Here is a 16,908-nt window from a genome sequence, read left to right on the forward strand (position 1 = left end):
AGCCTTTGGGAGAAATGTAAACCGGTGATATCCTTAATACTCGTTATGACTGGCATGGTTATTGCGACGTAACGACCGAGCGGGCGAGAGGTCGCGCTCGGGAGATTTTTTTATGATGCGTTCGCTATCGACCCTTGCGGCCCTTGGCCTGGCCCTCGTGGTATCGGCTCCGGCCTTCGCTCTCGACACATTCAAGATCACGTACGAAAACCCGGGCGTCGAACACAGCAGCGCCGGCTTCGACATCGACGGCGTCGAGGATTTCAACTCGCGCAGCACCGGCAGCGGCCAGTCGTTCACGACCGATTTCGGCACCTCCGGTGCGATCACGGGAAGTTATTCGGGCCTTCAGATCAATAATGCGGACCAGTACGGCGGTGCCGGCGGTTCGGGCAAATATGCGGTCGCCTTCGATTATACGCCGTCATACAGCCTGACCTTGACCGCCGATCCGATCACCGTGCCGAACGGGATCAACTATTTCGGCTATTACCTCTCGGCGCTCGACACCGGCAACGTCGTCGATTTCTACAAGGGTGAAACGCTTGTCGGCACGCTGAACCCCGCCGGCGTCCTTGCCGCGACGATCTCAAAGCCCGCCTACCTCGGCAACCCCGATGCGCCGTTCCTTGGCGATAACAACACCCAGCCGTACGTCTTCATCAACTTCTTCGATCTCTCGGGGACGTTCGACAAGGTCGTCTTCCGCGAGACGACAGCGAACGCTGGTTATGAATCCGACAACCACACCGTCGGCTTCTTCAACACCATCAGCGGCAATACGATCCCCGAGCCGAGCAGCTGGGCAATGATGATCGCCGGTTTCGGTCTCGTCGGTTTTGCCACACGCCGCCGCCGCGTGTCGGTCACAGCCTAACCCGGCTTCGTGCAGATTGGCGGGGCCGCCGGACACGGCGGCCCCGCCATTTTGCGTCCCAGCCTAGATATACTGCTCGGCGGCACCGGTCGCGGCCGTCGCGCCCATCGCCGGATTGACCTCCGGCACCTCGTCGGTGTGCACCTCAAACCGGCTGAGCACCGCCGGACCGAAGGCGGTCGTCAGCGCGGTATCCGTCGCATCGCGCCCGCGCGCCATCAGGATTCGCCCGATCCGCGGTTGGTTATGACGCGCGTCGAAGGTGTGCCACTCGCCGCCGAGATAGACGTCGAACCACGCGCTGAAATCCATCGCCGCGTCGATCGGCTCGACCCCGATGTCGCCGAGATAGCCGGTGCAATAGCGCGCCGGGATATTCATGCAGCGGCACAGCGTAATCGCAAGATGCGCGAAGTCGCGGCAGACGCCAACCTGCTCCTGATGCGCGTCCCAGGCCGTCCGGGACGGCCGCGCATCCTGATAGCCGAACTTGATCCGGTTGTGCGCAAAGTCGACGATCGCCAATACCCGCTGCCACCCCGCGGGGATGTGGCCGAACAACGACCATGCCGTGTCCGACAGCCGGTCGGTCTCGCAGTAGCGGCTGCCGAGCAGATAGATCAGGATGTCGTCGGGCAGCTCCTCGATCGGATGCTGGATCGCATGCGGCGACTGGATGTCGGGGATGCCGCTATCCTCGATGATGAAATCGCAGCTCAGCGTCACCCCGCCTGCCGGGACGGTTAGCCGGGTGCAGGTGTTCCCGAACGCATCGACATAGTCGTAGGTCGGGACGTCGGGACTGGCGAGGAGCCGGTGCGGCGTCTTGAGATCCTTGTTGCGCGATGGGTGGATGCTGAGCATCGCCATCATCGGCGTCGGCGCGGTCGCGGCGAAAGCGATGTCATAACCAGCGCGGATCAACATCGGTCTTACTCCTCGGGATCGTCGACGGTAACGTTAACGCTCACGTCCATTCCGAGTTCACTTGCAGGGAAGCCGCTCCACGTTCCCGACAGCGGGACCGCTTGATACGGGTCGCGGGCGATGGCGACGCGGACGAGTCCGACGTTGCCGACGATGCCGTTGGTCGGGTCGTATTCGACCCAGCCCGAGCCGGGGAGAAAGATGCGCACCCACGCATGCGTGTTGCCGCCGCCGAGCCGGTCGTTCTTCGAATGCGGGTCATAGACATAGCCCGACACGAATCGTGCGGCGAGGCCGAGCGCGCGCGCTGCCTCGATCATCAGCACAGCGAAGTCACGGCATGTCCCGCGCCGCCGCTGGAGCGTTTCGATCGGCGTCTGCGTTCCCGCTTCGTGCCGCGCAAGATAGGCGAACTCACGCCGAATCGTTGCCGTCATCGTCGCGAGCAGCTCGGTCGTTTCGATCCGCCCCTCGCCACCGATGAAACTCCGCGCCCAGCGATCGACGATGCGGTCGGGGTCGTGGTGCTGGCGCTCGATCGAGCGCAGCAGGTCGGGCATGTCCTCGGACGAATAGGTGAACGGGTAGCGCCGCGCATAGCTTTCGACCGCGACGGCCTCGATCGCCTGCGGTCGGTGATCGAGTCGGGTGTGCCCGGCGATCCGCAATTTCGTCGCACGGCGATTGAAGCACGCGATTGCCACAGAATTGCCGAACACGTCCTGGAGCCAGCGGACCTCGGACGGCGCCGGGTCGATGTCGAGCCGCGAAGCCAACAGCCGCTGGTCGTAGCTTTCGCGCGGGCGGACCATGATCCGGTGATCGCCGAACGCGACCGGCTGGCGGTAGGCGTAGGTCGTGATATGCGCGATGGTCAGGATCGGCATGGAGGATCCAAGGCTTGCTCGACCAGAACGAACCCGATGCAGCGGCGGTGGTCAACCCATCGGGCCGGTCATCGTTCCTGTTGATCGGCGATCACGCCGGGCGCGTAGTTCCCAATGCCCTCGCCAACCTCGGGCTAGGGGACGCCGAATTGTCGCGCCACATCGGCTGGGACATCGGGATAGCCGACCTCGGCCAACGGCTGGCTGTCGCGCTCGACGCCGTTTTCATCCGGCAGGTCTATTCGCGGCTGGTGATCGACTGCAACCGCAATCCGGGCGCGGCCGACGCGATTCCCGCAGTGAGCGACGGCACGACCGTCCCGGGCAACGCCGCGCTCACCGCGGCTGCGCGCGCCGCGCGGGTCGAAGCTATCCATACACCCTACCATGCCATCATCGCTGCCGAGCTCGAGCGGCGGATTGCGGCGGGACAACCGACCCAGCTCGTCGCGCTTCACAGCTTCACCCCCAAGATGCGCGGGGTCGCGCGGCCATGGCATTGCGGCGTCCTCCACAATGGCGCGAACGACGCCTTGGCGAAGGCGATGCTTGCGGTGTTCCGCGCCGACCCCGCGCTCGTCGTCGGCGACAACGAGCCGTACGCGATGGACAACATCGACTATACGATCCCGCGCCACGCCTTCGCGGCGGGACTGCCGTATGTCGAGATCGAAATCCGCCAGGATCTGCTCGCCAGCCGTGCCGGGATCGACGAATGGAGCGCGCGGCTGACGGCGATGTTGCCCGCAGCGCTTGACTTGGCGGCGCCCTCCCCCACATAAGCCGCACCAATTCGCTCCGCTTTTAAGGACCGTGCGCGCTTCATGCTCCGCCTGACCAACCTCGCCGATTATTCGGTGGTCGTGATGACTGCGGCAGCGCGCAGTCCCGACTGCTGCCTGTCGGCGGCGGCGGTGGCGGCGCGGACCGGCATCCCTGCGCCGACGGTCGCCAAGGTTATGGGATTGTTGAAGCGCGCCGGGCTGCTCGCCAGTTCGCGCGGCGTCGCGGGCGGGTTCCGGCTGGCGCGCGAAACGGCGGCGATCAGCGTCGCCGACATTGTCGAGGCGGTCGATGGCCCGATCGCCCTGACCAACTGCCAGCATGGTGAAGTATCGGCGTGCGCGCTTGAAGGAAGCTGTGCGGTTCGCCCGCATTGGCGTCCTATCAACGTCGCGGTACGCGCTGCCCTCGCCGCCGTGACGCTTGCCGACCTTGCCGGTCCGGTGGCGCAGGTGGCGATGGCCCAGATCGAGGTAGTCGCGTGACCGACCAGCTTACCGCCCCCTTCCGCAACGACGCCGCGCACGACGCGGTCGACGACCTTGCGACGTATAAATGGGGCTTCGTCTCCGACATCGAATCGGAGATGGCGCCCAAGGGCCTGACCGAGGACACCGTCCGCTACATCTCGGCGAAGAAGTCCGAGCCCGAGTGGTTGCTCGACTGGCGTCTAAAGGCGTTCCGGCATTGGCAGACGATGACGGCGCCCGATTGGGCCAAGCTCAAAGTCGCACCGATCGACTATCAGGACGCCTATTATTACGCCGCGCCCAAGGCGAAGGCGACGATCGGCTCGCTCGACGAACTCGACCCCGAAATCCGCAAGACTTACGAGAAGCTCGGCATCCCGATCGCCGAGCAGGAAATGCTCGCCGGTGTCGAGGGCTCGCGCCGAATCGCGGTTGACGCGGTGTTCGACAGCGTCAGCGTGGCGACGACCTTCCGCGCCGAACTCGAGCGCGCCGGGGTGATCTTCCGCTCGATCAGCGAGGCGGTGAAGGAATTTCCCGACCTCGTCCGCAAGTATCTCGGCAGCGTGGTGCCGGTCCGCGACAATTTCTTCGCCTGTCTCAACAGCGCGGTCTTTTCCGACGGCACCTTCGTCTACATCCCCGAGGGCGTTCGCTGCCCGATGGAATTGTCGACCTATTTCCGGATCAACGCCGCCAACACCGGCCAGTTCGAGCGCACGCTGATCATCGCCGACAAGGGCAGCCACGTCAGCTATCTCGAAGGCTGCACCGCGCCGATGCGCGACGAGAACCAGCTTCACGCCGCGGTCGTCGAGCTGATCGCGATGGACGATGCCGAGATCAAATACTCGACCGTCCAGAACTGGTATCCGGGCGATGCGAACGGCGTCGGCGGGATCTACAACTTCGTCACCAAGCGCGCGCTGTGCAAAGGTGCGCGGTCGAAGGTTAGCTGGACGCAGGTCGAAACCGGCAGCGCGATCACGTGGAAATACCCGTCGTGCGTCCTGTCGGGCGAAGGTTCGGTCGGCGAATTCTACTCGGTCGCGGTGACCAACAATCGCCAGCAGGCCGACACCGGAACCAAGATGATCCACCTCGGCAAGAACACCCGCTCGACGATCGTGTCGAAGGGGATTTCGGCGGGGCGGTCGGACAATACCTATCGCGGTCTGGTCCGCGTCGCGGCGTCGGCGGAGAATGTCCGCAACTTCACCCAGTGCGATTCGCTGCTGCTCGGGTCGCAGTCGGGCGCGCATACCGTCCCTTACATCGAGGTGCGCAACCCTACCGCGCAGATCGAGCACGAGGCGACGACGTCGAAGATCAGCGACGACCAGCTTTTCTACGCGATGTCGCGGGGGCTTAACGCGGAGGAGTCGGTCGCGCTGATCGTCAACGGCTTCTGCCGCGAGGTTCTCAAGCAGCTCCCGATGGAGTTCGCGGTCGAGGCGCAAAAGTTGCTCGGCATCAGCCTGGAGGGCAGCGTTGGATAATCGGCTCGTCTTGATCGCCGTGCTCGCGCTCGCCGCGTGCGGATCACCGCCGACGCGCGCTCCCGTCGACGGCCAACTGGCGCGCGCCAAGGTCGATGCGGCGACCAACGATTATGCAAACTGCCTCGACACCACGGTCAAGCGGCTCGCAACCCCGACGACACAGGCCGCCGATGCCGCCGACGCGACATTCAAGGAATGTATGCCGGTGCGGGCCAAGCTCGTCGCCGAGGTCAGCAAGTTCCGTCGCATCGGTGCCCCCAAGGAGTCGGCCGAGTATAACACCGCCGTCGCCGAACAGTCGGTGCTGGCGATCGAAACCGATCTTCGCAGCCAGACGGTCGTTACCGCCGTCAGCACCAAGCTCGACCAGGAAAAAGCCCAGTAATGCTGACCATCACCGACCTTCACGCGACCGTCGACGGCAAGGCGATCCTCAACGGCCTGAGCCTGACGGTCGCCGCGGGCGAGGTCCACGCGATCATGGGCCCGAACGGTGCCGGCAAGTCGACGCTGTCGTACGTCCTCGCCGGGCGCGCGGGCTATGACGTCACCGGCGGTTCGGTGACGCTCGACGGGACCGATCTGCTCGCTTTGGACGCGCACGAGCGCGCGGCGGCGGGGCTGTTCCTCGGGCTGCAATATCCGGTCGAGATTCCCGGCGTGTCGAACCTGACCTTCCTGCGCACCGCGCTCAACGCCCAGCGCCGCGCGCGCGGCGAGGCCGAGGCGTCGGGGGCCGAGTTCATGAAGCTGGTCAAGACCGAGGCCGAGGGCTTCGGCCTGTCGATGGACATGCTCAAGCGCCCGGTCAACGTCGGCTTTTCGGGCGGCGAGAAGAAGCGCAACGAGATGGTCCAGATGGCTGTGCTCAACCCGCGCGTCGCGGTGCTCGACGAGACCGACTCGGGGCTCGACATCGACGCGTTGCGGGTGGTGTCGGACGGGATCAACCGCGGCCGCTCGCCGAACCGCGCGACCTTGCTCATCACCCATTACCAGCGCCTGCTCGACTATGTTGTCCCCGACCGTGTCCACGTCCTCGTCGGTGGGCGAATCGTCCGCAGCGGCGGCCCCGAACTCGCGCTGACGCTCGAGCGCGACGGCTATCAGGACATTGCCGCGTGATGGGCCGCACGACCGCGCTGCCGACCCGCCGCGACGAGGCGTGGCGCTATAGCGACCTCGCAGCGGTCGCGCGCGTCTGGCCGGTCGCGGCCCCCGAAGTCGTCGTCGTTCCCGCCGGGACGAGCCTGACCCGCGATATCCTCCAGGATGCCGCTGACGGCGCGGTCGGGATCGTCCAGCTCGATATCACCGTCGAAGCCGGGGCGCGGCTCGACATGACCGTGCTCAATCTCGGCGGCGCCTACGGCCGCGTCGCGCTCGACGTCACGCTCGGCGACGGCGCGCATTTCGGCCTCGGCGGGGTCATCCTCGGGCGCGGTGAGCAGACGCTCGAAATCGTCACCACCGTCCGCCACGCCGAGCCGAATGCGACGAGCCACCAGACGATCCGCAGCGTCCTCGACGACCGCGCGACGGGCAGCTTCCTCGGCAAGGTCGCGGTCGCGCGCGATGCGCAGAAGTCCGACGCGGTCCAGTCGGTCAAGGCGCTGCTGCTGTCGCGCTCGGCGACCGCCAACGCCAAGCCAGAACTCGAAATCTTCGCCGATGACGTCAAGTGCGCCCACGGCGCGACGGTCGGTGAATTGAACGAACAAGCTCTGTTCTACCTCGCCAGCCGCGGCGTCGGCCCGGCCGAAGCGAAGGCGCTGCTGACCGAGGCATTCATCGCCGATGCGTTGACCGGGAACGAGGCATTTGCCGCGCTGGCGGTCGACTGGCTGCGGAGCGCGGCATGAACGCCCCCGTCTTCAACCTCCGCCACGACCACCGCGCCGATTTCCCCGGCCTCGCCGACAATTGGGCGTACCTAGACTCCGCCGCGACCGCGCAGAAGCCCGCCGTCGTCATCGACGCGATCGCGCGCGCCTATGGCCCGGAATATGCGACCGTCCATCGCGGCGTCTATGCCCGCTCGGCGACGATGACCGAGCGTTACGAGGCAGCGCGTGCGACCGTCGCGCGCTTCATCGGCGGCAGCGCCGACGAGATCGTTTTCGTTCGCGGCGCGACCGAGTCGATCAATCTCGTCGCCAATTCGTGGGGCAACAGCCTCAAGCACGGCGACCGCATCCTGATCTCGGCGCTCGAACACCACAGCAATATCGTGCCGTGGCAGTTGCTCCGCGACCGCACCGGGATCGAGATCGACGTCGCGCCGCTGACCGCCGACCACCAGATCGACCTCGACGCGCTCGAAGCGATGCTGACCCCGCGAACGAAACTCGTCGCGCTGACGCACATCTCGAACGTGCTCGGCGGCGTCACCGATATCAAGCGGGTCGCGGCAGCGGCGCACGCCTCCGGCGCCTTGCTCCTCGTCGACGGCTGCCAGGCGGCACCGCGGTTGGCGATCGACGTCGCCGCACTCGGGGCCGATTTCTATACCTTCTCAGGGCACAAGCTATATGGCCCGACCGGCATCGGCGTCCTGTGGGCGCGCCGTGAGATCCTCGGCAGCATGCCACCATGGCACGGCGGCGGCTCGATGATCGAGACGGTGACCTTCGAACGCACGACCTACGCCCCCGCCCCCGCGCGCTTCGAAGCGGGCACCCCGCATATCGTCGGCGCGATCGGGCTGGCGGCGGCGATCGACTATGTCGAGGGCATCGGCATCAACGTCATCGACGCGCACGAACGCAGTCTCGCCCGCGCCGCGCGCGATGCCCTGCGCGGGATGAACTCGGTAGCTTTGTTCGGCCCCGACGCGTCGGCGGGCATCGTCAGCTTCGCGATCGCCGGGGTGCATCCGCACGATATCGGCACCATATTGGATGAAGGCGGGGTCGCAATCCGCGCCGGGCATCACTGCTGCCAGCCGCTGATGCACGTGCTTGGGGTGCCGGCGACGGCGCGGGCGAGCTTCGCGGTGTACAACGATCTGAGCGACGTCGAGCGTCTGGTCGACGGGGTCAAGCGAGTGACGAGGATCTTCGGATGAGCGATCTCAACGAGACTGGGCGCAGCTTCACCAGCGTCGAAGTCGACGAAGCCCCCATCGTGGCGAAAGCGCCCCCGGTCGGCTCCGCTCATCAGCGCGATTATCTCGAAGGCTTCCTCAACCAGCCCCCCGCGACGATTCCCGCCGATGCGCCCGGCGGCGAGGTCCATGATGCAGTGATCGAGGCGCTGCGCGGAATCTTCGACCCCGAAATCCCGGTCAACATCTACGACCTCGGCCTGATCTACGGCGTCGAGGTCGACGAGGGGCACGTCACCGTGTCGATGACGCTGACGACGCCGCACTGCCCGGTCGCCGAGACGATGCCCGGCGAGGTCGAGATGCGCGTGATGACCGTGCCCGGAGTCGCCACCGCCGACGTCAATCTCGTCTGGGACCCGGCATGGGACCCCGGCAAGATGTCCGACGAGGCCAAGCTCGAACTGGGGATGCTGTGATGGACGCCCTCGCCGAAGCGGCGATCGTCCCGCGTGTCCGCCGCCCGCGTCCCGCGCCGATCACCGTGACCGCCAACGCCGCCGCACGCATCGCCGACCTGATCGCCAAGGCCCCCGAAACCGCTGCCGGCGTCAGGCTGACCACCCCCAAGCGCGGCTGTTCCGGCCTCGCCTATTCATTGACCTATGTTACCGAAGCCAAGCCAGGCGACGAGGCGGTCGCGACCCCGGGCGGGACGCTTTTCATCGACGGCGGCTCGCTGATGTACCTGATCGGCAGCGAGATGGACTGGGCCGAGGACGATTTCGCCGCTGGCTTCGTCTTCAACAACCCCAACGCCAAGGGGCAGTGCGGCTGCGGCGAGAGCTTCACCGTTTGATCCGCAAGGTCGCCGTCGCCGGGCTACTCCTCGGCCTCGGCGGCTGCGTCTCGACCGTCGTCGGTGCCGCGGCAGACGTCGTCACCGCGCCGATCCGGATCGTCGGGGCCGGGATCAACACCGTCGCTCCCGGGCAGAAAGAGCGCGACCGCAGGCGCGGCAAACGTGCGCGCAAAGCTGAGGAAGCGCAGCGCAAGGCCGATGAGGCCCAGCGCAAGGCGGACAAAAAAGCCGCACGGAACAGGACGGTCTCGTCCGCGCTTTGACCCCCTGCCGGACGATAGGGAGCGCGTGATGGCCGAGGCAGAGGATTGCGATGTCGTCATCGTCGGCGGTGGCCCGGCGGGGCTGACCGCCGCAATCTATCTCGCGCGATTCCACCTGCGGACGATCGTCGTCGATGCCGGGCATAGCCGCGCCGAAACCATCCCATTGACGCGTAATCACGCCGGCTACCCCGGCGGGATTACCGGCACTGCGCTCGTCGCGGCGATGCGCGAGCAGGCGGTCGAATATGGCGCGTCGGTCGTCGTCGACCGGGTCGAGCGCATGGAGCGTGACGGCGACAGCTTCGTCGCACATGGCAGCGCCGGTTCCGTCCGCGCGCGCGCCGTCTTGCTCGCGACCGGCGTGTTCAACCACCGCCCGGCAATCGACGACGCCCTCCACGACGCCGCTCTCGCCGCGGGCGCATTGCGTTATTGCCCGATTTGCGACGGCTATGAGGTCACCGATCGCAAGGTCGGCATCATCGGTACCAGCGACCGCGGGACCAAGGAGGCGCTGTTCCTGCGCGGCTATACCGGCGACGTCACGCTCGTCGCCGCCGACGGGCCGCACGATTTGACGGCTGAACAGCGCGGCAGGCTTGCCGACGCGGGTGTCGTCCTGATCGACGGTCCGGCACGCGAGTTTACCCTCGACGCCGACGGGCTTTCGCTCACGGCGGCAGACGGGCGACTCTCGTTCGCTAGCGTTTATCCGGCGCTCGGATCGGAAATCCACTCCGAACTCGCCGAAGCGCTGGGCGCGAAGACCGAGAACGCCGGCTGCGTCATCGTCGACACGCACCAGCGAACGAGCATCAAGGGCCTCTATGCCGCGGGCGACGTCGTCCTCGGACTCGACCAGATCAGCCATGCGATGGGCGAGGGCGGGGTCGCCGCGACGACGATCCGCAACGACCTTGCCGAGGTCAGGCCGATGTACCGGTAGGGCGACGTCGCGGCGGGTCGCGAGCCAGCGCTGTCCTACAGGGTCGGCGATCGGCTATGATCGAGCGTTCGACCCGGTGCGTATCCGCCGGTGGCATGCTCTTTCTCATTGCTGGAAACTCCCCGGTGCCGATGCCGGAGCACTGTGCCGAAGCCCGCGATTCCTCGACGTGCAGTAGCTGATCGCCGCTTTCAGGCGTGAAAGGCTGGTCGCTCAGTGGACTTGTGTAACCTTCCGCGGCTGGCCGGCGGCCGATTAGCGCGCTGCCCGGATGCCCTGAGGGTACGTCGGTGACCGCGAAAAGCTGGTCGTTCAGTGGACTTGTGTAACCTTCCAGGGTCGCGGGCGCTCGGCCTCAGTCGTCCGGGCCGAGGCTGGCGTCGAGGTCGCGCGGGCGGATGAAGTGGCGGAGATGCGCGCAGCCGGCTCCGGCGTCGCGCCACGTCGCGATATCGAGGTCGAGGACCGCGAGCGTCGCCGTCGGATATTTGATCTCGGCCTCTCCCCGCAACGGATCGGCGTCGGGGGTGACGAGCAGGAGCAGGTCCTCCAGCCCCGGGTTGTGGCCGATCAGCAGCGCGGTCGCTGCAGATTCCTCGAAACCCTGGACGATATCGAGCAATGTCACCGCGCTCGCGAGATAGATGCGCGCGTCGAACATCGGGTTCAGCCGCCGCCGCAACCCGTCCTCGACCCCCTCGATGGTTTGGCGGACACGCACCGCCGGGGACGCGCGGACATGGTCGAAGGGTGCGCCATCATCGCCGCGCCCCTCGTCGCGCAGCCACTGCCCGATCCGCGCTGCAGCGCGCCGCCCGCGCCCGTTGAGCGGGCGGTCGAAATCGCGCTCGACGGGGTCGTCCCACGTCGACTTGGCATGGCGCAGCAAGGTCAGCGTCTTCACCGGCGTCGGCCCTTCGTCACCAGAATTCGGGCCTAGCGGTAGCGCACGAATATGACAACGAAGGTTTAATCGACGGGTGCGGCGATGTGCTGGCTGTCGCTGACGGCGGCGACGGCATCGTCGATGCCGACGCGGTCGATGCGGGTGCCGGCGGGGAAGGCGGTGAGGAGCCGGCTTGGTACAGCGGGGCCGATCAGGACGAAGGTGCCGCGGTCGTCGGCGCGGCGGATCAGCCGCCCGAACGCCTGCGCCAGCCGCCCGGCGGTGACGAGGTCGTCGTACGCCGCGCCGCCGAACGCCGCCCGGCGCGCGGCGTGGAGGACGGTCGGGCGCGGCCACGGCACGCCCTCCATGACGACGAGGCGCAACGACTGGCCGGGCACGTCGACACCATCCCTCAGCGCGTCGGTCCCGATCAGCGAAGCCCTTGGTTCGGCCCGGAAAATATCGACCAGCGTGCCGGTGTCGATCGGGTCGACGTGCTGGGCGTAGAGCGGAAATCCCGCCTTCGCCAGCGGGTCGGCGATCCGCGCGTGGACCGCGCGCAGCCGGGCGATCGCGGTGAACAGCCCGAGCGTGCCGCCATCCGCTGCCTCGATCAGCCGCCGGTACGCGGTCGCCAGCGCGGGGATGTCGCCGCGTTTGATGTCGGTGACGATCAGCACCCGGGCGTTGGTGGCATAGTCGAACGGACTGTCGACCGCGAACCGCTGCGGTGGCAAGGCGAGGTGCGTCACCCCGGTCCGCAGTTCTGACGTCCGCCAGTCGTCGTCGGGCGCACCGCTGTCCGCGCCATTGGCCGCACTGTTGCCCGCACTGGCCCGCACCGCTGTCCGCGCCCGCAGTGTTGCCGAGGTCACAACGACACCATGCGCCGGCTCGAACACCGCCTTCGCCAGCGGCCGCGTCGGGTCGAGCCAGTGGCGATGGACGCCGACGTCGAGCTCGCGGCCCTCGATCCGGTCGACCGCGAACCAGTCGATGAAGTCGGCGTCGGCGGGGCCGCCGAGCCGCGCGAGCAGCCCGACCCAGCTGCCGAGCGTCTGGCAGCGCAGCCGCAGCCCCGCCGCCGCGCCCTCGACCCGCGCACGCGCCGCGCCGTCGAGCCAGTCGGGGGCGTCGTCGAGGACCGCGACGAGCCGCGCCTCGAGTGCCGCGAGCGGGCGCGACAATGCCTCCAGCGCCTGCGCCGCCCCCTCGGCGGCCTCGACGACAGCGGGCTGGACCTCGGCGACTTCGGTTTCGAGGCTGTACCCGGCTTCGCTGTGCCCGGGCCGATCGGCGGCGCGGGCGAAGACCTGCGCACGGACGGCAGCGAGGAGAAGTTCGACCGGCCCGTCGGCGATGCCGGCAACGAGCCGCGCGCCCCAGCCATCGGCAGGCAGGGCGCGGGCGGCACGGCTCGCTTCCTCGAGCGCCAGCGCGCCTTCGGTGTCGTAGCTGATCAGGTCCGACAGCCGCGCCGACAGCCCGCGCCGTCGTCCGCGTGCGGTCTTCTCCGGGCCGAGAATCCAGCGGCGGACCTCGATCGCCTCGTTCCCGGTCAGCGCGACGGCGAAGGTTGCGTCGGCGGCGTCGAACAAATGATGCCCCTCGTCGAACACGATCCGCGTCATCGCCGCCCCCTCGGCGCGCCCGCGGACGGCGTTGATCATCACCAGCGCGTGGTTGGCGATGACGAGGTCGGCGTGGATGCTGGCGCGGGTCGACCGTTCGATGAAGCACGTCCGGTAGTGCGGGCAGCCGGCGTAAACGCACTCGCCGCGCCGGTCGGTCAGCGCGGCGAACGCCGGGCGCCCGAACAGGGTCATCAGCCACCCCGGCAGGTCGCCGCCGACCATGTCGCCGTCGCGGCTATACTCGGCCCAGCGTGCCGCGAGCTGGGCGAAGATTGCGGGCCGCCCGGCGAACCCGCCCTGAACCGCGTCCTCGAGGTTGAGCAGGCAGAGGTAGTTTTCGCGGCCCTTGCGGACGACGACCTTCGCCGCCTTGACCGTCGGGTCGTAGGCGCGCGCGGTCTCGTGATCCAACTGGCGCTGCAACGCCTTGGTATAGGTCGACAGCCACACCGTCCCCTGCGCGGTCTCGGCCCACAACGTCGCCGGGGCAAGATAGCCGAGCGTCTTGCCGATCCCCGTCCCGGCCTCGATCAGCGCGACATTGGGAGCGGACGCGAGGCTGCGCGGGCGGAAGGCATGCGCGGCGGCGCGGGCATACGCGCGCTGCCCCTCGCGGCGCTCGGCCCCGATCCCGAGCATCCGGTCGAGGCGGGCGTCGACCTCGCCGTCGGCAACCGCGACGTCGCGCGGCTTGGCGCGGGGCGGCGCGTCCTCCCACTTCGGCAACGTCGTGAACACCGTCCGTTCGGGACGTTCGGGGGCCTTGATCCGCCGCGCGACCTCGCTCCCCCAGCTCCAGCGGAGTCGGCCAAGCGCCTGCGCGATCCCGTACGCGCCGTGCCGTTCACGCCAGTCCGCCGCGCCGAGCCGGTCGAGCAACAGCGCCGCCGCGTCGCGCAGAAATCCGCTCTCCGCCGCCCCGTCGCCGGGAACCGGCAGGTCGAGGACCCGCGCCAGCCCCCCGGTGGTCGGCACGACGAAGCGCGCCGGATGGACGAAGGCAAACAGTTCGAGCAGGTCCATCCCCGACAATTCCGGATAGCCAAGGCGCGACGCGGTTACCGCCGCGTTGAGCAGCAGGTGTGGGGTATCCGCCGCGCGCCGGATCGCTTCCCCGCGCGACACCGGGACGGCATCGATCCAGATCCCGGCATGGTTGGCGACAAGCGCGGGGTAAGGGAGACCAGCGGGCATCGCCGCCGTATACCGCGAGAACGGAGACGGAACAACGGGTGGCGGCTCGCGGCCTGTCTGCGGAACGAACGCTTGCGCACCATTCCGCGTTGGTCGAGACGACCGGTTTTCGCGTTGATGGACAATGATGCGCAAATCACTCGTTGCAGCGGTCCTCGCGCTGCTGGTCCCGGCCATGGCTGGCGCCGATCCCGCGCCGTTCGACCTGTCGGGCCCGTCGCTCCAGATCACGGTTGCCCGCAACGGTCACGTGCTGCCGATCGCCGAGGTGGCGCAGCTTGCCGAGGGTGACGAGCTGTCGATCCGCACCAACCTGCCGTCCGATCAGTCGGCGCACTACCTGCTGGTCGCTGCCTTCCTGCGCGGGGCGACCAATCCGCCGCCGAAGACCTGGTTCTTCCAGTCGCAGACGTGGACGCCCAAGGGCGCTGCCGGACTGAAGCTGACCGTGCCTGCGTCGGCCCGGCAGGTAATCCTGTTCCTCGCCCCGGCAACCGGCGGCGATTTTTCGACGTTGGTCAACGCGGTCCGCGGTCGGCCCGGCGCGCTGGTGCGGGCGTCGCAGGGGCTCAATCAGGCGTCGCTCGACCACGCGCGGCTCGTCGCTTTCCTCGAGGCGGTCGGCAAGCGCGATGTCCTCCACCCCGACCGGCTCGAGACGATCACGCCGCTGTTGGCGCGCAGTCTCGCGGTCAAGATCAACCCGGACTGCCTGCAGAAGGTTGCCGAGTTGCAGGCGGCGTGCCTGATGCAGAACCAGGATTCGCTCGTCCTCAACGACGGTCACAGCAACGGCGTCGCCGACACGCTGACGGGGGCGGGGTCGGATGTCGCGCTCCAGCTCGCCGCGACGCCCAAGGCAGGGTTCGGCTATTACAGTCCGTATATCTCGGCGGTGCGCGACATCATCGGCGTGCTCAGTTCGTTTCACACCGCGCGCTACCAGTACATCCCGGCGCTGGCGACGACGGCGGGCGACCAGCTCGGCATGATCCTCAACGCCGTGCCGTCGTTTCACAATCCGAAGTCGGTGCTCGTCGCGGCGCTGCCCGCAGTTATCCCGTCACGGCTGCCGGTGCTCGAGAAGATCGAACCAGCGGCACCGGTCTGCGCCCGGAATGCCGAAGTCGTGCTCCCCGTCAGCGGCGCACCGCTCGTGTTTGCCACCGCCTACGCCCACGACATGATGCTGAGGGTGCCGACGAGCGATGGCCACGCGATCGAGTTGCCCGCCGTCCCGGTTGCCGAAAAAGGCGGCTTTGTCGTCGCCACCGGCGCGTTGGCCGCCGCGCATCTCGGCGATTCGATCGAGGCCGTACTTCACGGCAGCTGGGGTTTCGAACCGTTCGACGGGCCGACATTCCACCTCCAGACGCCGCGGCCGGGGCAGTGGCGCCTTGCCGACAGCGATACCGTCCCGGTCGTCGGGCGCGACGAGCCGATCACGCTGACCGGCGGTGCCGCCGGGTGTGTCACCGGGGTTTCGCTGCGGTCGGCATCGGGCGAGGCGCGGCCGGTCGCGTGGAAGGCGAGCGGGCTCGACACGATCGCGCTGACGCTGCCGCTGACCAAGTCCGACGCCGGCAAGATGACGCTGCTGATCGCGCACGACGGCGCGGCCGACGACGCCGTCACCGTGACGAGCTATGCGCAGCGGACGCGGGTCAGTGGCTTCGACCTCCACGCCGGCGACGATTTCGGCACGCTCACCGGGAATCGGCTCGACGAGGTCACGACCCTCGTCGTCGACGGCGCGACGTTCAAGCCCGGTGTCCTCGCCCGGACCAAGGACGGGGACACGCTGCGCATGGCGGCGGACGGCACGGCGGTCGACTGGACGCCCGGCCAGTCGACGACCGGGCGCGTGCGCTTCGACGACGGCCGTTCGAAAAGCCTCAAGATCACCGTCGGTGCGCCGCGGCCGATCGTGACGCTGATCGGAAAGAATGTGGCGCTGCCCGCGGTTGCCCCGCGCCTCTCGGTCAAGCTCGACGATACCGGCCAGCTGCCGCACGACGCGCGGCTGACCTTTTCGCTCCGCATGGGACCGGATACGACTTTCACCGTCCGCGATACTGTCGAGGTCGCGACCGTATCGGGCAGCGGCTCGACGATGCTGACGGCGTCGGCTGGCCTGACGCTGCAGGACGACCACGTCGCGGTGGCGGCTCTCGACGCCGCCACGGCGTTCGGGCCGTCGGTGTTCGGTCCGCTCCACTTCCGCGTCGTCCACGACGGGGTCGCCAGTGACTGGCAGGACCTCGGAACGCTCGTCCGCCTGCCCAAGCTCGACCGGCTGCGCTGCGCCGATAAACGCGGTGCCTGCGCGTTGACCGGGAGCGGCTTGTTCCTGATCGCCGCGGTATCGGCGACCCCCGACTTCGCCAAGCCGGTCGAGGTGCCCGAAGGCTATCCGGGAGACAATTTGGCGGTGCCCCGCCCCGTCGACGGGCAGCTGTACCTCAAGCTGCGCGACAACCCGGCAGCGATCGCGCGCATCGGCGGCTGAGCCTCAGCGTCCGGCGGTCCATCATCGCCGACGCAGGGCGAACGATGTCGAACCGCCGCCATTCCGGCCGGCGGCTACACTTCGACGCGCGATTGGTGCCACGCGATACACAGCGA

General features: G+C 67.9%; 17 protein-coding genes. 13 read left to right on the top strand and 4 right to left on the bottom strand.

Annotated features, from left to right (window positions below):
- Positions 1 to 112: 112 nt before the first annotated feature.
- Positions 113 to 877 carry a PEPxxWA-CTERM sorting domain-containing protein gene (locus KZX46_RS06010; RefSeq protein ID WP_226896127.1) on the top strand — a complete coding sequence of 255 codons (765 nt, stop codon included), beginning with the start codon at positions 113 to 115 and terminating at the stop codon, positions 875 to 877.
- Positions 878 to 940: 63 nt separating this feature from the next.
- Here the strand turns inward: KZX46_RS06010 and KZX46_RS06015 are convergent, their stop codons facing one another.
- Positions 941 to 1,804 carry a transglutaminase family protein gene (locus tag KZX46_RS06015; RefSeq protein ID WP_219775886.1) on the bottom strand — a complete coding sequence of 288 codons (864 nt, stop codon included), beginning with the start codon at positions 1,802 to 1,804 and terminating at the stop codon, positions 941 to 943.
- A 5-nt stretch (positions 1,805 to 1,809) separates the two neighbouring features.
- Positions 1,810 to 2,691 carry a transglutaminase family protein gene (locus KZX46_RS06020; protein ID WP_219775887.1) on the bottom strand — a complete coding sequence of 294 codons (882 nt, stop codon included), beginning with the start codon at positions 2,689 to 2,691 and terminating at the stop codon, positions 1,810 to 1,812.
- Positions 2,692 to 2,705: 14 nt separating this feature from the next.
- On the opposite strand from KZX46_RS06020, the gene KZX46_RS06025 reads away from it, so the two are divergent.
- From KZX46_RS06025 to KZX46_RS06075, 11 genes are read left to right on the top strand one after another with little or no spacing between them, the layout of a single operon-like run.
- Positions 2,706 to 3,473 carry an N-formylglutamate amidohydrolase gene (locus tag KZX46_RS06025; RefSeq protein WP_219775888.1) on the top strand — a complete coding sequence of 256 codons (768 nt, stop codon included), beginning with the start codon at positions 2,706 to 2,708 and terminating at the stop codon, positions 3,471 to 3,473.
- A 42-nt stretch (positions 3,474 to 3,515) separates the two neighbouring features.
- Complete coding sequence (locus KZX46_RS06030; protein WP_216709576.1) at positions 3,516 to 3,959, top strand: SUF system Fe-S cluster assembly regulator; 444 nt, start codon at positions 3,516 to 3,518, stop codon at positions 3,957 to 3,959.
- On the top strand, positions 3,956 to 5,443 hold the full coding sequence (gene sufB / locus KZX46_RS06035; protein WP_219775889.1) for a Fe-S cluster assembly protein SufB: 1,488 nt from the start codon (positions 3,956 to 3,958) through the stop codon (positions 5,441 to 5,443). The genes KZX46_RS06030 and sufB overlap by 4 nt, the downstream gene beginning before the upstream one ends.
- Positions 5,436 to 5,831 (top strand): hypothetical protein, encoded by a 396-nt coding sequence (locus KZX46_RS06040; RefSeq protein ID WP_219775890.1) that lies wholly within the window; start codon positions 5,436 to 5,438, stop codon positions 5,829 to 5,831. The genes sufB and KZX46_RS06040 overlap by 8 nt, the downstream gene beginning before the upstream one ends.
- Positions 5,831 to 6,571 (top strand): Fe-S cluster assembly ATPase SufC, encoded by a 741-nt coding sequence (gene sufC / locus KZX46_RS06045; RefSeq protein WP_219775891.1) that lies wholly within the window; start codon positions 5,831 to 5,833, stop codon positions 6,569 to 6,571. The genes KZX46_RS06040 and sufC overlap by 1 nt, the downstream gene beginning before the upstream one ends.
- Entirely contained in the window at positions 6,571 to 7,308 is a 738-nt protein-coding gene (locus tag KZX46_RS06050; RefSeq protein ID WP_219776874.1) for a SufD family Fe-S cluster assembly protein, read from the top strand. The genes sufC and KZX46_RS06050 overlap by 1 nt, the downstream gene beginning before the upstream one ends.
- Positions 7,305 to 8,513: an aminotransferase class V-fold PLP-dependent enzyme gene (locus KZX46_RS06055; protein WP_219775892.1), complete on the top strand. Its 1,209-nt coding sequence runs from the start codon at positions 7,305 to 7,307 to the stop codon at positions 8,511 to 8,513. Before KZX46_RS06050 ends, KZX46_RS06055 begins: the two co-directional genes overlap by 4 nt.
- Positions 8,510 to 8,971 (top strand): SUF system Fe-S cluster assembly protein, encoded by a 462-nt coding sequence (locus KZX46_RS06060; RefSeq protein ID WP_219775893.1) that lies wholly within the window; start codon positions 8,510 to 8,512, stop codon positions 8,969 to 8,971. Before KZX46_RS06055 ends, KZX46_RS06060 begins: the two co-directional genes overlap by 4 nt.
- Positions 8,971 to 9,351, top strand: coding sequence for an iron-sulfur cluster assembly accessory protein (locus KZX46_RS06065; protein ID WP_219775894.1), 381 nt, complete (start codon positions 8,971 to 8,973; stop codon positions 9,349 to 9,351). The genes KZX46_RS06060 and KZX46_RS06065 overlap by 1 nt, the downstream gene beginning before the upstream one ends.
- Positions 9,348 to 9,617, top strand: a complete 270-nt coding sequence (locus tag KZX46_RS06070) for a hypothetical protein (RefSeq protein WP_219775895.1) — start codon at positions 9,348 to 9,350, stop codon at positions 9,615 to 9,617. The genes KZX46_RS06065 and KZX46_RS06070 overlap by 4 nt, the downstream gene beginning before the upstream one ends.
- A 28-nt stretch (positions 9,618 to 9,645) precedes the next feature.
- The gene (locus KZX46_RS06075; protein WP_219775896.1) at positions 9,646 to 10,566 is read left to right on the top strand and encodes an NAD(P)/FAD-dependent oxidoreductase; all 921 of its coding nucleotides are present in this window, start codon (positions 9,646 to 9,648) and stop codon (positions 10,564 to 10,566) included.
- 355 nt (positions 10,567 to 10,921) lie between these two features.
- On the opposite strand, the gene KZX46_RS06080 is transcribed toward KZX46_RS06075, so the two are convergent.
- Both KZX46_RS06080 and KZX46_RS06085 read right to left on the bottom strand, forming a co-directional pair.
- Positions 10,922 to 11,470, bottom strand: a complete 549-nt coding sequence (locus KZX46_RS06080; RefSeq protein ID WP_216709586.1) for a histidine phosphatase family protein — start codon at positions 11,468 to 11,470, stop codon at positions 10,922 to 10,924.
- A gap of 65 nt (positions 11,471 to 11,535) precedes the next feature.
- A complete protein-coding gene (locus tag KZX46_RS06085; protein ID WP_219775897.1) occupies positions 11,536 to 14,283 on the bottom strand; it encodes an ATP-dependent DNA helicase in 2,748 nt (915 codons plus the stop codon).
- A 124-nt stretch (positions 14,284 to 14,407) separates the two neighbouring features.
- On the opposite strand from KZX46_RS06085, the gene KZX46_RS06090 reads away from it, so the two are divergent.
- Entirely contained in the window at positions 14,408 to 16,792 is a 2,385-nt protein-coding gene (locus KZX46_RS06090; RefSeq protein WP_219775898.1) for a hypothetical protein, read from the top strand.
- Positions 16,793 to 16,908 lie beyond the last annotated feature (116 nt).

Origin of the sequence: Polymorphobacter sp. PAMC 29334 (genome assembly GCF_019431245.1) — a bacterium.
GTDB lineage: Bacteria > Pseudomonadota > Alphaproteobacteria > Sphingomonadales > Sphingomonadaceae > Polymorphobacter_B > Polymorphobacter_B megasporae.

Excerpts from the sequence above, each read along its gene's own strand:
- KZX46_RS06075 (WP_219775896.1), top strand. The coding sequence starts at position 9,646 with ATGGCCGAGGCAGAGGATTGCGATGTCGTCATCGTCGGCGGTGGCCCG.
- KZX46_RS06085 (WP_219775897.1), bottom strand. The coding sequence starts at position 14,283 with ATGCCCGCTGGTCTCCCTTACCCCGCGCTTGTCGCCAACCATGCCGGG.
- KZX46_RS06060 (WP_219775893.1), top strand. The coding sequence starts at position 8,510 with ATGAGCGATCTCAACGAGACTGGGCGCAGCTTCACCAGCGTCGAAGTC.
- KZX46_RS06010 (WP_226896127.1), top strand. The coding sequence starts at position 113 with ATGATGCGTTCGCTATCGACCCTTGCGGCCCTTGGCCTGGCCCTCGTG.
- sufC (WP_219775891.1), top strand. The coding sequence starts at position 5,831 with ATGCTGACCATCACCGACCTTCACGCGACCGTCGACGGCAAGGCGATC.
- KZX46_RS06050 (WP_219776874.1), top strand. The coding sequence starts at position 6,571 with ATGGGCCGCACGACCGCGCTGCCGACCCGCCGCGACGAGGCGTGGCGC.
- KZX46_RS06020 (WP_219775887.1), bottom strand. The coding sequence starts at position 2,691 with ATGCCGATCCTGACCATCGCGCATATCACGACCTACGCCTACCGCCAG.
- KZX46_RS06090 (WP_219775898.1), top strand. The coding sequence starts at position 14,408 with ATGATGCGCAAATCACTCGTTGCAGCGGTCCTCGCGCTGCTGGTCCCG.
- KZX46_RS06030 (WP_216709576.1), top strand. The coding sequence starts at position 3,516 with ATGCTCCGCCTGACCAACCTCGCCGATTATTCGGTGGTCGTGATGACT.
- KZX46_RS06015 (WP_219775886.1), bottom strand. The coding sequence starts at position 1,804 with ATGTTGATCCGCGCTGGTTATGACATCGCTTTCGCCGCGACCGCGCCG.
- KZX46_RS06065 (WP_219775894.1), top strand. The coding sequence starts at position 8,971 with ATGGACGCCCTCGCCGAAGCGGCGATCGTCCCGCGTGTCCGCCGCCCG.
- KZX46_RS06055 (WP_219775892.1), top strand. The coding sequence starts at position 7,305 with ATGAACGCCCCCGTCTTCAACCTCCGCCACGACCACCGCGCCGATTTC.